We start from the raw sequence: 14068 nt of genomic DNA on the forward strand, positions 1-14068 counted from the left end.
TTTAAATGTGAAAAATATGATGAAAAAAGGAAAGAGAGAGGAAAAAATATGAAAAGACTTTTACAGTTAACGTTTACTGCTTTGCTTGCCGTTTTGCTGTTAGCAGCCTGTGGAGGCGGCAGTAAAGAGACTGATGGCAGCTCAAGTTCAAACAACGATAAGAAATCAGAGCAAAAAGAAGAGAAGAAGAGCAGTGATGAGAAGCTGCAAGTAGTAACAACATTCTCTATTTTGTATGATATTGTACAAAATGTTGGTGGAGATCGAGTCGAGATTCATAGCATGGTTCCGATTGGAACAGACCCACATGAATATAGTGCATTGCCAGAAGATATCAAAAAGGCTACAGATGCTGATGTCATGTTCTGGAATGGATTAAACATGGAAACTGGCGATGGCTGGTTTGAAAATTTAGTAGAAGTAGCTGGAAAGACGATGGATGGCGGTCAAGTGTTTGAATTAAATGAAGGGGTAGAACCAAAATATTTAACATCTGAAGATGGCCGCGAAGAAGAAATCAATCCACACTCATTTTTAGATGTAAAAGTTGGAATCAAAATGGCTGAAAATGCTAGAGACGCTTTGAAAAAAGTAGACCCTGATCATGCAGATGTTTATGAAGAAAATGCAAAATCTTACATCGAAGAATTAGAAAAAGTACATCAAGAATATCTTGACAAAATTGCTGATATACCAGAAGAAAATCGTGTGCTTGTCGCAAGTGAAAGAGCGTATCAATACATGACTGATGCATATGGTTTAGAAGCAGGATACATTTGGGAAATAGATACTGATGAACAAGGAACGCCAGAACAAATTACATCACTTGTTAAATTTATTAAAGAAAAGAACGTCCCAGCTTTATTTGTTGAGTCCAATGTTGATTCACGTCCAATGGAAACTGTTTCAAAAGAAACTGGTGTTCCTATTAAAGGAAAGTTATTTTCAGATGAGCTTGGAAAACCAGGTGAAGATGGCGATTCCTATATTAAAATGTTGAAATGGAATATCGATGTGATTCATAAAGGATTAACGGAATAAGAAATTTTTATTTTATTAGCCGTAGCGTAATGCTGCGGCTTATTTATGTTGCTTAGTATAAGGAAAATACAGATCAAATCATTACCTGCTATAATAAAGTGAAACTTCCATCAGTGGGAGGTTTCTTTCATCTCTCACTTCTTGAACAGTTAGATGTAGGATAAGCTATGTATGAGAATAAGAAGAGAATAGTAAATCGAGGTGCAAAAGATTCTCTCCATTTAAATACGATAGAGATTGGATGAAAACAAGATGACAGAAAAAGTAGTAAAGGTTAGAAAAAAACATCTTCCATCTTTGGAACGTGGTTTTCCATTAATCCTAAAAGATGCAATTATCGATGAAAATAATGTAAAGGAAGAAGGAGAGATTATCCGTCTAGTTGACGAGCAAAATAAGTTTTTAGGAAAAGGTTATTATGGTAAGCAGAATAAAGGAATTGGTTGGGTGTTGAGTTATGAACAAAATGAACAAATTGATTCAGCTTTTTTTGAAAGAAAACTGAAACAAGCACTAAACAAAAGGAAGCATTTCTTTGATCACACTGAAACAACAGCTTTTCGAGTGTTTAATGGTGAAGGAGATGGCATTGGCGGCTTAACAATTGACTATTTTGCAGGATACTACCTCATTAACTGGTATAGCAAAGGAATATATGCATTTCAAAAAGCAGTGATTGATGCTTTAGGTAAATTAGTCTCCTGGAAGGCAGTTTACCAGAAAAAAAGATTTGCAACTAAAGGTACTTATATAGATGACGATGATTTTGTTGCTGGTGAAAGAGGTATATTTCCGATCATTGTAAAAGAAAATAGTGTTCATCTAGCTGTTGATTTGAACGATGGAGCAATGGTCGGCGTGTTCTTAGATCAAAGGGAGGTGCGCAAAACAATAAAAGAAGCATACGCAAAAGGAAAGACCGTACTAAATACATTTTCTTATACGGGAGTCTTTTCTGTTTTTGCAGCTTTAGGCGGAGCGAAAAAAACGACTAGCGTTGATTTAGCTAAGAGAAGCTTAGAGAGAACGAAAGAGCAATTCAGAATCAATCAATTAAATGTTGAAGCACATGATATTCTTGTCATGGACGTTTTTCAATATTTCAAATATGCACGTAAAAAAAATCTGACATTTGATTTAGTTATTCTTGACCCTCCAAGCTTTGCCCGTTCAAAGAAAATGACCTTTAGTGCTGTACAGGATTACCAGAATCTGTTGAAAGAAGCGATTTCTGTTACTGAGAACGAAGGTGTTATCGTTGCATCCACTAATAGCAGTGCTATTTCTATGAACAAAATGAAGGGTTTTGTAGAGAAGGCTTTTAAAGAAATGAAAACATCCTATTATATAGTAGAGGAATTTTCACTTCCAGAGGATTTTCGTACAAAAAAGGGTTTTGAGGAAAGCAACTATTTGAAAGTGCTGTTTATTAAAAAGCTTGCTTCATTCTTGAAATAGTTATTGGAAGATACAATTGCCATTGTCTGATCCTATAGCAAAGGTCTTCAAGTCAGATCGGGATGGTAGCATTCGGATCTGACTATCTCTCTCAATCTTACTGCTAAATTAAACTCATCACCTCGTTATTTATCAAGACCTAAATTTAAAAAAAGCTTGTTTTCATGAGTGAAATGATGTAAACTAAAAGTGTAAAAAAGAATGTGAAAAGTTTCACAAACAAAATAAGCTTCTTGTAATTATATTTTTTTACATATGTTTGTGAGATTATTCACAAATAATTGAAAAGGAGTGCTTGAACAATGAAGTGGTGGGAGGATCGTCGTATCGCTGTTATATGGGGAGTATTAAGAATTTGGCTTGGTATTCAATGGCTGGAAGCTGGTTGGCACAAACTCGGTGGATTCGATGCAACAGGCTTTTTGCAAGGAGCTATTGCAAAAGCTGGAGGAGAATATCCCGAAGTTCAAGGATGGTATGCGGCCTTTTTAGAAAATGTAGCAATGCCAAATGCAGGCGTTTTTAATTTTTTAATCCCATGGGGTGAAGTATTGGTAGGACTTGGATTAATCCTTGGTCTGGCAACCATTCCTGCTTTGATAGCAGCAGCATTTATGAATTTAAACTTTTTATTAGCAGGGACTTTAAGCACAAATCCAATATTTTTTACAGTAGCAATTATTCTTCTCTTCGCTCATCGAGGTACGTATTACTGGGGTATGGATCGATTTGCTATTCCTTATGTGAAACAGTTTTTTCAAAAGGGAAAGATAGAGCATAAAGTAAATCTTCCATATTAAATAAAAAGAAGAAAAGTGGAAAACGAGGGAAAAATCATTTCCCTCGTTTTTAGGTTGATCAGTTTTTGCGTTAAGTCCTGTTGTCAAGTATCTACCTTCGCAGCCTACTTGTTAGGATGCTTACGCTTTATTAATGCCGACCGCAAGCCTTAACACGATTATTCGCTTGAGTAGCTCGTGCCAGTGCTTCTTGATCTTCGTGATCAAAGTTGTCATCGGCAAATTCGACATCATGGCCATCAGATGTAATATCTTTTGGGACTTGTGGAAGGTCTTGCTTATTTTTATCAGGTCGATAATGGTTTCCAGAGAAAACCCCTTCTGACCATTTATCAGATCGATTATCGTTCATGATAAAACCCCCTTGACCATTTAGCAGGGAGAGATGTTTCTCCCTTGTCTATAGAATGTGTCATTTAGATATTTTTTAGACAAGGTAAAAATCTCCTTCCTCAGCGGCGATAAATAGCGGATAGTGCTTCGTAAAGCTTTGGGTAAGTAAACGTAAACCCGTTCTCCATTAATTGTGCCGGCAATACTTTTTGGCCATGTAAAACCAAGTTGCTTTTTTCACCTAAAGCCATTTTCATCAGCAGGTTTGGGACTGGAAGCCAGTGAGGTCGACGAAGGACGGTGCTAAGGGTTTTCCCAAATTGCTTCATCGTTGTCGGTTGAGGAGCAGTAACATTAACAGGGCCGCTAATCTCTTCATGTTGAATAAGGAAAAGAATGGCTTTCGCGACGTCGAGAACGTGAATCCAAGATAGCCATTGGTTGCCTGAGCCAACTGTACCACCAACAAATAACTTATATGGAAATGCGATCAGTGGGAGTGCACCATCTTTTTTTCCCAGAATAATACCAAAACGGCAAAGTACGGTTCTAATACCGAGTCCAGTGGCCAATTTGGCTTCTGCTTCCCACCGTGTTACTGTTTTTGCCAGAAAATCATTTCCGCTATCTTGCATATTCTCCGTATATGTTTTCGTTTCTGAAGACTCATAGTAGCCAACTGCACTAGCTTGAATAAGAACTTTTGGCTTCGTTTTTACTGTGGATAATATTCTGAGGACTTCTTTTGTTGTTTGTATTCTACTATCAATAATGGTTTGTTTTTGCTTTGAAGACCAGCGTCCATTGTTAATAGATTCGCCAGCAAGATTAATGAAAACTTCAACGTTGTTTAATACATTTTCGGGTTTGGCATCCTCTGATAACCATTTTACGTACGTGACATTTTTCTTCTTTTTATACTTTACTGGATTTCGAGTTAATATCCATACCTCAAAACCATTTTCAACAAGCATTTCAGTAAGCATTGTACCAAGAAAACCAGTGCCTCCTGCAATCGCCGCCTTCATTTTTTCGTCCCCTTTTATTTTATTATTCACTCTTTTCCACTGAATGAAGTTTTACATATTCTATTGTACCATTTTCCCACTCTTGCTAAAGTAGAAGAAGAACTTTCGATTAGAGTGAAAGCAGGTGTGAGAAATGGCAGTCATTACAAGTATTTCTGTAAAAAAAGCCCAAGAAACGCGCTATCATATTTTTCTCGATGGTGAGTACGCTTTTAGTGTAGATGAAGAAGTACTGGCTCGTTTCCAATTAAAAAAAGGAAAGTCTATCTCAGAATCGGAGATGCAGATGATTTTGCAAGAAGATGAAATTCGCAAAGGAGTGCATCTTGCTGTACAGTTTTTATCTTATCGGATGCGTTCAAAAAAGGAGATAATCGACTATTTAGAGAGAAAAGGCGTAGAAGCTCCATTCATTGATGGGATTCTTACGAAGTTATCTGCTTATCATTATATAGACGATGCTGCATATGCAAATGCTTATGTTCGAACACAAGTACAAACAACAAAAAAAGGGCCGAATGTCATTAAACAAGAATTGCAAGTAAAAGGTATTCATGAACAACAAATACAGCAGTCTTTATCATTATATAAAGACGAACAAATATTGGAACATGCCATTTATTTAGGAGAAAAACTAGTTAGAAAGCATCAACAGCTTTCTGAACGGGCATTAAAACAAAAAATACAACATCACCTTATGATCAAAGGTTATTCAGAAGATCAAGCAGTCCGTGCGTTAAAGGAAATCCATTATCAAAAGGATGAAGACGAAGAGTGGGAAGCTTTGCAGCATCATGGGTTAAAAGCGCATAAACGTTATCGGCATCTTGAAAAAAAAGAATATCAAATGAAATTAAAACAAGTATTATATAGAAAAGGCTTTTCATTTGAGCAGATCGAACGTTTTATTATAGAAGTAAATGAATCACGATAATGAGATTTTAACGAATGTATCAAAAGCCGCAATAAAATAGTTTTACCGTTAGTACAGGTTAATCGAAAACGGTAAGTTACTAGCATTTAGTTTGCTCAATTCCCCACTTTGAATGATAATAGATAAAGGTGGTGTAACCAATGGATACAACAAAAAGATATAGTGAAATGACTGAGCATGAATTACATGAGGAAATTTCTAAACTGATTGAAAAAGCGAGAAAGGCAGAACAGCTTGGAATCATCAATGAGTATGCTGTGTTAGAAAGAAAAGCCCTCATGGCAAAATCATACCTTTTGAATGCAAGTGATTTTAAACCTGATGATGTGTATGAATTAGAAGGAGATCCAGGAACTTATTTTAAAATAGATTATATAAACGGTGTGTTTGCCTGGGGATATCGGATGAATGGCGGCGAGAAGCAAGAAGCAGTTCCTATTTCTCTGCTGAAACGGTGAAAAAATACAAGTTCAGGAAGATATTTAAAAACAATGTTTCCAAGGAATCAGGAGGCATTGATTGGTCTGAACCACAATAGTAGGAGGTAAATTGTATGTCAATTGTTGAAAATCAGAAAACAAGTATTGCACAGACTATCCGTGAAAGAAGATCCATCAAACGTTTTAATGGTGAACTTGTAGAAGAGGCGGAAATTGTTGCATTATTAGAAGATGCAGTTTGGGCGCCTAATCATGGGAAGCGAGAGCCATGGCGTTTTATCATTGCTGCAGGTGAAGGAAGAGAAAGATTGCTCGAATTGCTGCAAGAAGTTAGTATCGGTGTCAAAGCGTTAGAGATGTCACCAGAAGCATTAGAAAAAGCGATGGATAAGTTTACGAAACCCGGTGCTTATTTATTTGTTATAGTAGATGAAGATGCTAGGCAAAAACAACGATTAGAAGATTTTGCTGCAGCTAGTGCACTTGTGCAAAATTTTCAATTGTTGGCTTGGGGAAAAAATATAGGAGTTTGTTGGAAAACACCAGCGTTTATCGATGATCCGAAGTTTAGAGAAAAACTTGGTGTAAAACTTGGAGAACGAGTCATTGGCATGATTCAAATCGGTCGTTTTGATGAGGTTCCTGCTCCGAAAGAGCGCACTCCTGTAGCAGAAAAATTGACTAGATTTTAACTGGATCTCCGAAAAGAATTCTCCCACTTAAAATGTGAAGGGCATAGCCCAATGAAAGTAGGAGATAAATTTTCGATTGGCGTAAGCCAAAAGATTGTTCTATGATTAGTCTATACAATATGGAGTTTGATAGCACTATAAAAAACCATGTGCATGTTTAAGGCACATCCGAATAGTGAGTGATCAAAGTTTTTAAATGTGTAAGCGTGATATGTGACTACCAAAATAAAGAAGTAAAAAACCTAAATCTTCGTGAGTGGACTTGTCCAAAATGTAATAGCCATCACGATAGAGACGTAAATGCAAGTAAAAATTTGCTATAGGGACTATCCTTATAGCTTGGTAAATATAGATAGCTAACAAAAGTATCTAGTTCCCAAGAAGCTCCCACTTCAATCAGACCGCAAGGTCGATAAGTGGTGAGTAGTTCACATGTCTTATTTATCTAAAAAGGAACAAAGGCAAAACGACAGGCCTCGTTCCTTTTTTTATTTCCATTGCGGCTGTTAATTTGAATTTGGAATTGCATTTAATTTTTTTCGAAGTTTCTTCTCGCTGAAAATCCATCCCGTATAAGAGCGGATAATTTGGAGATCTTGATTTAACTGAACCACTGCAACAAAAGGGTAGTGCCCGTTGCTGCGATAGCGCAAGTCAATAAAGCGAACTTCATAATAATGTTGATATTCATTTATTTCCCACCTATAGATTGGTGAAAAGGATAAAAAAGCAGATAAATTCTTATCTTCTTTCGCAGCTTTAATAATCGGAGAATCAGGTACTGCTCGTCGATTGAATTTATCAAGAATCGTAATGGAGCGTTTATATGCTCTTCCTACATAAAAAGAATCTTTAGCCGTAATTGCAATTCGCCATTGATTGAATCGCATCGTGGAAGCGATAATAATTGTTTCAGCGTCAGGGACTGTTTTTAAAACAGCGTGACGCACTACTCTTTGCATGATAAATCTAGCCACATAATAAAAGAACAAAATGATATAAATCGCTAAAAAAGTGTATCCTGGATGTGCCCCTATTGCCCAAAGCATTAATCCGACAAGATGAATTCCAAATATAAATGGATCAAAAGTGTTAATAAACCCTAATGCGATCCATTTCGACGAAATCGGACGCAACGCTTGTGTTCCATACGAGTTAAAGATGTCGACAAACACATGCAGGAATACTGCGATAAATGTCCAAATCCATAAGTGTAGCAAGTTTGCTTCTGGAAAGAAAAAATGAAGCAAACCTGAAATAAGAATAGGCCAAAGCAATACTGCTGGTAAAGAGTGAGTAATGCCACGATGGTTGCGAATGTAAACAGCATTATTCTTTAGCTTTAATAATGCATCTATATCAGGTGCTTGTGATCCGACGATCGTTGCAATCAAAACACTTGTGGCAGTTGCGGTATTTTCCGCAACAACTGGATCCAATGTTGCGATTCCACCTAATGCGATCCCCATGACCACATGGGTTCCTGTATCCAAAAACCATTCCTCCTTTATCCCGCTTTTGCTGTCAGTGACGCTATAGAAAGCTGTATTCAGCAGGAAAAAAACCGATAATAATTATTTCACTGTCCATCAGTAAGAAATTAGATGTACTCACTTGTTAACGCTTTAAGAAAACATAATGGTGAGTACGCCTCTTAACAAAAAAACGCTTACCGATGGCAGTTTCACTTTACAAGGAAATTAAAAAGCTTGTTTTCATTGTAAAACATGATATTGTAAAAAGGGGTTGAATTCCTTGAACAATTTCTTACAGATGTATATTCAATACGAAATAGCAACATGTGCTTACCTTCATTATACACAGATAATGGAATTATTATCTGTTGAGATGTCTAGGTTTGAGGCCAAAAATTTTTATTGGGAACAAGTAGATACAAATCCCGCTATCGTAATCGAAAGATGTGATATTCCATCTGAGTCTCACTTTCATGCCCTGAAACAATTTCGTAAAATGGAAGCACATCAAGTTTTTGGCCAGCTAGAAACATTTATTATTGGTGGTTTAGAGACAATTCGTTTCTTTTGTGTAAAGAAAACGAACAGCTAAGAATTAACACATAGTTCAAAAATTGGGGTAAAAAGAACTAATAAGTTCAAAAACCATTAGCTTTAAAAGAAAATCAAACTCTCATGAAAATAGCACTACAGTTCTAGCATCAAATGGCGTTTCCCTGGAATTTATTGAACAACCTCTATTATAAATAACATGGAGGCATCATCATGAGCATACCTTCTTTGAAGAACTTAGAAAACATCCACATACAGAATTTCCAAGATGACTTAATCCAGTGGTTTAAGAAAAGTCATCGCCAGCTGCCTTGGAGAATAAATCGTGATCCTTACCGAATCTGGGTATCTGAAATTATGCTTCAGCAAACAAAGGTAGATACCGTTATTCCCTACTTTGAAAAATTCATGAAAAGCTTTCCGACAATTGAAGCTTTTGCAGAAGCAAATGAAGATACCGTTCTAAAAGCATGGGAAGGATTGGGGTATTATTCACGAGTTCGAAATTTGAATACAGCTGCAAAGGAAGTAGTAAACATCCATGCTGGAAAAGTTCCTCATACATTAGATGTGCTTTTGCAGTTAAAAGGGATAGGACCTTACACTGCGGGTGCCATTTTAAGCATTGCCTATGGCGTACCAGCACCAGCTGTAGATGGAAATGTGATGAGGGTGCTGTCTCGGATTCTGATTATTCCTGATGACATTGCCAAACCAGCAACGAGAAAGATATTTGAAACAGCTGTAAAACAGTTAATATCTCATGAAGATCCGTCTGCTTTTAATCAAGGCTTAATGGAATTAGGTGCTTTAATATGTACACCTACTTCACCGGCATGTTTATTATGCCCTGTTAGGGTGCATTGTCATGCGTATCATCAAGGAATTGAAATGCAATTGCCAGTAAAATCAAAGAAAAAACAACCAAAAAAGGTTCAATTAATTGCTGGCATCCTTCGCAATGAAGAAGGAAAAATTTTAATCCGCAAGCGAGAGAATGAAGGATTGCTTGCCAACCTTTGGGAATTTCCTAACTGTGAACGGCCAAATCAATACATGCCTTCACATTTTATTTTAACAGATTATCTTGAAAATACACACAAAATTGTTTCACTAGTACAACCTTCAAAACTTACTGAGGTGAAGCATGTTTTTACGCATTTAATTTGGAATGTTCATGTCCACGTTGGAGAATTAAAAAACGCAGTAGAAGAGACAACTCATTTAAAGTTGGTTTCTGAAGACGAAATAGCTGCCTATGCTTTTCCTGTTGCTCATCAAAAAATGTGGGACAGCTATATAGAGATGAAGACAAAAGTTGAAAAATCGTAAACATTTCTATTTTAACTAGGGGAAAAAATCATGGCTGATTTTAACTCTATGGGCAGATCAGAAAATAAAATAACAGCTGATGAACAGAAAGGTGAAGTAATATGAATAAAGTGGCTTTAGTAACTGGCAGCAGCCGTGGAGTAGGGAGAGCGCTTGCCATCGCGTTGGCAGAACGAGGGTATGATATTATTGTTAATTATGCACGAAGCAAGTCCGCGGCATTAGAAACAGCACAAGAAATTGAAAAATTAGGACAAAAAGCGCTCGTCATTAAAGCAAATGTTGGTGATGTTGCCAAAATTAAGGCAATGTTTGCACAAATAAAGGAATCATTTGGTAGATTGGATGTTTTTATTAATAACGCAGCTTCTGGAGTGCTGCGGCCCGCGATGGAGCTGGAAGAGTCACATTGGGATTGGACGATGAATATAAACAGTAAAGCGCTGCTTTTTTGTGCACAGGAAGCCGCCAAGCTTATGGACAAAAATGGCGGTGGAAATATTGTAAGTATTAGTTCACTTGGTTCTATTCGCTACTTAGATAATTATACGACAGTAGGTGTTTCAAAAGCAGCTGTAGAGGCGCTTACTCGCTATTTGGCAGTTGAGCTTGCGGAGAAAAATATCATTGTTAATGCTGTGTCAGGCGGCGCAATTGATACCGATGCACTTAAGCATTTCCCTAATCGTGAAGCGTTATTAGCGGATGCACGTGCGAAAACGCCAGCTGGAAGAATGGTGGAGATAGATGATCTTGTTAAAGCTGTTCTGTTTCTATTGTCTGAAAATGCCTTTATGATTCGCGGCCAAACAATTATTGTGGACGGCGGTCGATCCCTGCTTGTTTAGGTAATATGTGAGACAGGATTAATCTGAATAGTGAGGTATAATTTTCCTGTTAAAAATTCGGATAACTTCCACAGAGCATGGAAATATTAATGTATGTGGAGGTGAGAATGATGGCAAAGCAAAATAAAACTCAAGCTGGCACCAACATTCAAGAAGTAAGACAGCAAAATGCTCAATCTGCACAAGGTCAAACTAACGCAACAACACAACAATTCGGAACTGAGTTTGGAAGCGAAACTGATGTACAATCAGTAAGGCAACAAAATCAGCAAGCTGAAGCTCGTAAACAAGGTTCAACTTTCGGTCAACAAACAAAATAATTGACGATGAAGAGGACTTTCTCAAATGTTGAGATTGTCCTCTTTTTATGTACAGCAAGATTCCTGTTCTCCATAAAAAGACTTCAGGCAGCAATCGTGATGGAATAAAATCAGTTGCAACGATGCGAGATATTTTTATTATGTTGGATTAAAGCAATTAAAATGCTTTTGTTTTAATTTTTTTCGTAAAGCCGTTATAATATAAATCAAAACAACTATCTCTATGTATAGCTATGTGAACAAATATGACATTTTATCAAAAATTTGGCAAGAATAAAAAAGAAAATAAGTAATGAACTATTTTTTTGAGAAAATCAATGGTTGAACAAAACGAAAATTGAGCCGTTTAGTTGCTAACAAATAAAAGCAAAGATCTTATCGAAAGATCATTGTTAAAAACAAGGTAGGAGAGAGCGATGAGTGTTCCAATGGAAGGAGCGAAAATACAAATACATAGCTATAAACATGATGGAAAGATTCATCGCATTTGGAATGAAACTACCGTTCTAAAGGGGACAAAGAATCTTGTCATTGGCGGCAACGATCGTACGATGGTGACGGAATCGGATGGTAGAACATGGATTACAAGGGAACCTGCTATTTGCTATTTTCACACTGATCATTGGTTTAATGTCATTTCGATGATTCGTCAAGATGGTATTTATTATTATTGCAATCTCGGTTCTCCCTTTGTCTACGATAATCAAGCTTTAAAATATATTGACTATGATCTTGATATTAAAGTTTTTCCTGATATGACATATTCACTTTTAGATGAAGATGAATATGAGTATCATCGGAAACAGATGGGTTATCCAGAAGTGATTGACCACATTTTAAAAAGAAATGTTGAGCGGTTGATTCACTGGATTCATCAACGAAAAGGCCCTTTTGCTCCAGATTTTATTGACATTTGGTATGAGCGATTCCTAACATATCGTCACTGATTTTCAATCTCTTATAAGCAGGAGAATACCTGTTGGCTTAGGGCATCAACAGGTTTTTTTATATGTTTTTGAGGGGAACAAATAGCAAGTAGTGTGTTCGGGAGGGGGATTTATTGGAAACAATCAAGCGATATTTGCACTTTGTGAAGCCATACAAGCTGCAAATTTTTGCTACTATCATTATTGGGATTCTGAAGTTTGCCATTCCACTTTTGATTCCCGTATTAATAAAATATGTGATTGATGATATCGTTGATCACCCAACAATGGCAGTTGATGATAAAACAACAAAGCTTTTTATTATCATGGGAGTAATGTTAATTCTATTTGTCGTGATTCGTCCACCGGTAGAATATTATCGGCAATATTTTGCCCAGTGGACCTCAAGCAAAATTTTGTATGATATTCGTCATCGCTTATTTACACATATACAAAAACTAAGCTTTAAATTTTATGCAAATAACCGTGCTGGGGAAATTATTTCACGTGTCATTAATGACGTAGAACAGACGAAGGATTTTGTGATTACTGGTTTAATGAATGTTTGGTTGGATTTGGCAACGGTTTTCATTGCGATTACGATTATGCTTTTCTTAGATGTAAAATTAACACTCGTTTCACTGCTTGTTTTTCCGCTCTATATGATATCTGTAAGATATTTTTTTGGCAATTTGCGGAAGTTGACAAGGAAACGTTCACAGGCATTGGCAAATGTCCAAAGTTATTTACATGAGCGAGTAGCTGGAATGTCGGTCATTAAAAGCTTTGCAATTGAAGATCATGAACAGAAGCACTTTGATCAGCATAATTCCCATTTTTTAAATAGAGCATTGACACATACACGTTGGACTGCAAAGGCTTTTGCCGTTGTCAATACAATTACAGATATTGCTCCGCTAATTATTATTAGTTATGCTGGCTATCATGTCATTCAAGGAACTTTGTCGCTTGGAACAATGGTCGCTTTCATTGCATACATAGATCGCCTTTATAATCCATTGCGGAGGCTAGTTAATTCTGCAACGACGTTAACACAATCAATTGCCTCAATGGATCGCGTCTTTCAGTTGCTAGATGAAAAATATGATATTGATGATGCTCCTGGCGCAATTGAATGTAAAAATGTAGAGGGGAGGATTACATTCGAGAAAGTAAGCTTCGCTTATGATGAAAAAGACGGCCCTGTGTTAGAAAATATTGAACTTGATATAGCTCCCGGTGAAACAATCGCATTGGTTGGAATGAGCGGAGGAGGGAAATCATCTCTTATCAGCTTGATTCCACGTTTTTATGACGTATCAGAGGGAAGATTATTGCTCGATGGTACAGATATTCGTTCTTTCAAGGTAAGAAGCCTTCGCGATCAAATTGGAATGGTGCTTCAAGACAATGTCTTATTCAGTGAGTCTGTTAAAGATAATATTTTATTGGGACGTCCAGATGCAACGAATGAAGAAGTGATTGCTGCTGCGAAAGCAGCTCATGCACATGAATTTATTTTAAACCTTCCAGAAGGCTATGAAACGAAGGTTGGTGAACGTGGAATCAAGCTGTCAGGCGGGCAAAAACAGCGGATCGCGATTGCTCGCATTTTTTTGAAAAACCCATCAATTCTAATCCTTGATGAAGCGACTTCTGCACTTGATTTAGAAAGCGAGCACCTTATCCAAGGTGCATTAGAGCAATTAGCTTATAAACGAACAACAATCATCGTTGCTCATCGATTATCAACGATCACACATGCTGATCGCATTGTGTTAGTCGATCATGGAGAGATTAAAGAAATAGGCAGCCATGATGAATTGATGCATAGAAAAGGCCTTTATTATGATTTATTCCAAGTACAGCAACTAGATCACTAATAAACT

15 protein-coding genes and 1 pseudogene are annotated in these 14068 nt (G+C 36.9%); 13 read left to right on the plus strand and 3 right to left on the minus strand.

Annotation, left to right across the window (positions count from 1 at the left end):
- The first annotated feature begins 48 nt into the window (after positions 1–48).
- The 3 genes from J2S08_RS07575 to J2S08_RS07585 all read left to right on the plus strand — a co-directional run bounded on the left by J2S08_RS07575 (position 49) and on the right by J2S08_RS07585 (position 3299).
- Positions 49–1041, plus strand: coding sequence for a metal ABC transporter solute-binding protein, Zn/Mn family (locus J2S08_RS07575; protein ID WP_307228203.1), 993 nt, complete (start codon positions 49–51; stop codon positions 1039–1041).
- A 252-nt stretch (positions 1042–1293) separates the two neighbouring features.
- Positions 1294–2499, plus strand: coding sequence for a class I SAM-dependent rRNA methyltransferase (locus J2S08_RS07580; RefSeq protein ID WP_307228205.1), 1206 nt, complete (start codon positions 1294–1296; stop codon positions 2497–2499).
- A 302-nt stretch (positions 2500–2801) separates the two neighbouring features.
- Positions 2802–3299, plus strand: a complete 498-nt coding sequence (locus J2S08_RS07585) for a DoxX family membrane protein (protein ID WP_307228207.1) — start codon at positions 2802–2804, stop codon at positions 3297–3299.
- A 130-nt stretch (positions 3300–3429) separates the two neighbouring features.
- On the opposite strand, the gene J2S08_RS07590 is transcribed toward J2S08_RS07585, so the two are convergent.
- A complete protein-coding gene (locus J2S08_RS07590; protein ID WP_307228209.1) occupies positions 3430–3651 on the minus strand; it encodes a YfhD family protein in 222 nt (73 codons plus the stop codon).
- Between the two features lie 100 nt (positions 3652–3751).
- Positions 3752–4660, minus strand: a complete 909-nt coding sequence (locus J2S08_RS07595) for a TIGR01777 family oxidoreductase (RefSeq protein WP_307228211.1) — start codon at positions 4658–4660, stop codon at positions 3752–3754.
- A 133-nt stretch (positions 4661–4793) separates the two neighbouring features.
- Here J2S08_RS07595 and recX point away from each other — a divergent pair, with 133 nt between their 5' ends.
- The 4 genes and pseudogenes from recX to J2S08_RS07615 all read left to right on the plus strand — a co-directional run.
- On the plus strand, positions 4794–5594 hold the full coding sequence (recX, locus tag J2S08_RS07600; RefSeq protein ID WP_307228213.1) for a recombination regulator RecX: 801 nt from the start codon (positions 4794–4796) through the stop codon (positions 5592–5594).
- Between the two features lie 140 nt (positions 5595–5734).
- The gene (locus J2S08_RS07605; RefSeq protein WP_307228215.1) at positions 5735–6052 is read left to right on the plus strand and encodes a YfhH family protein; all 318 of its coding nucleotides are present in this window, start codon (positions 5735–5737) and stop codon (positions 6050–6052) included.
- A gap of 95 nt (positions 6053–6147) precedes the next feature.
- Positions 6148–6726 carry a nitroreductase family protein gene (locus tag J2S08_RS07610; RefSeq protein WP_307228217.1) on the plus strand — a complete coding sequence of 193 codons (579 nt, stop codon included), beginning with the start codon at positions 6148–6150 and terminating at the stop codon, positions 6724–6726.
- Between the two features lie 212 nt (positions 6727–6938).
- A pseudogene (locus J2S08_RS07615) lies at positions 6939–7049 on the plus strand (zinc ribbon domain-containing protein); the annotation flags it as partial.
- A gap of 183 nt (positions 7050–7232) precedes the next feature.
- Here J2S08_RS07615 and J2S08_RS07620 read toward each other — a convergent pair.
- On the minus strand, positions 7233–8219 hold the full coding sequence (locus tag J2S08_RS07620; protein WP_307228218.1) for a metal-dependent hydrolase: 987 nt from the start codon (positions 8217–8219) through the stop codon (positions 7233–7235).
- Between the two features lie 262 nt (positions 8220–8481).
- Here J2S08_RS07620 and J2S08_RS07625 point away from each other — a divergent pair, with 262 nt between their 5' ends.
- From J2S08_RS07625 to J2S08_RS07650, 6 genes are all read left to right on the plus strand, one after another.
- The gene (locus J2S08_RS07625) at positions 8482–8793 is read left to right on the plus strand and encodes a hypothetical protein (protein WP_307228220.1); all 312 of its coding nucleotides are present in this window, start codon (positions 8482–8484) and stop codon (positions 8791–8793) included.
- A 173-nt stretch (positions 8794–8966) separates the two neighbouring features.
- Positions 8967–10085 carry an A/G-specific adenine glycosylase gene (gene mutY, locus J2S08_RS07630; RefSeq protein WP_307228222.1) on the plus strand — a complete coding sequence of 373 codons (1119 nt, stop codon included), beginning with the start codon at positions 8967–8969 and terminating at the stop codon, positions 10083–10085.
- Between the two features lie 101 nt (positions 10086–10186).
- Positions 10187–10933 (plus strand): enoyl-[acyl-carrier-protein] reductase FabL, encoded by a 747-nt coding sequence (gene fabL / locus J2S08_RS07635; RefSeq protein ID WP_307228223.1) that lies wholly within the window; start codon positions 10187–10189, stop codon positions 10931–10933.
- Positions 10934–11043: 110 nt separating this feature from the next.
- Positions 11044–11253 (plus strand): gamma-type small acid-soluble spore protein, encoded by a 210-nt coding sequence (locus J2S08_RS07640; protein ID WP_307228225.1) that lies wholly within the window; start codon positions 11044–11046, stop codon positions 11251–11253.
- Positions 11254–11669: 416 nt separating this feature from the next.
- Positions 11670–12200 carry a nucleoside tri-diphosphate phosphatase gene (gene ntdP, locus J2S08_RS07645; protein ID WP_307228227.1) on the plus strand — a complete coding sequence of 177 codons (531 nt, stop codon included), beginning with the start codon at positions 11670–11672 and terminating at the stop codon, positions 12198–12200.
- A 113-nt stretch (positions 12201–12313) separates the two neighbouring features.
- On the plus strand, positions 12314–14062 hold the full coding sequence (locus tag J2S08_RS07650) for an ABC transporter ATP-binding protein (protein WP_307228229.1): 1749 nt from the start codon (positions 12314–12316) through the stop codon (positions 14060–14062).
- The last annotated feature ends 6 nt before the right edge of the window (positions 14063–14068 follow it).

Origin of the sequence: Bacillus chungangensis, from assembly GCF_030812995.1 — a bacterium.
Taxonomy (GTDB): Bacteria; Bacillota; Bacilli; order Bacillales; family Bacillaceae_C; genus Bacillus_CF; species Bacillus_CF chungangensis.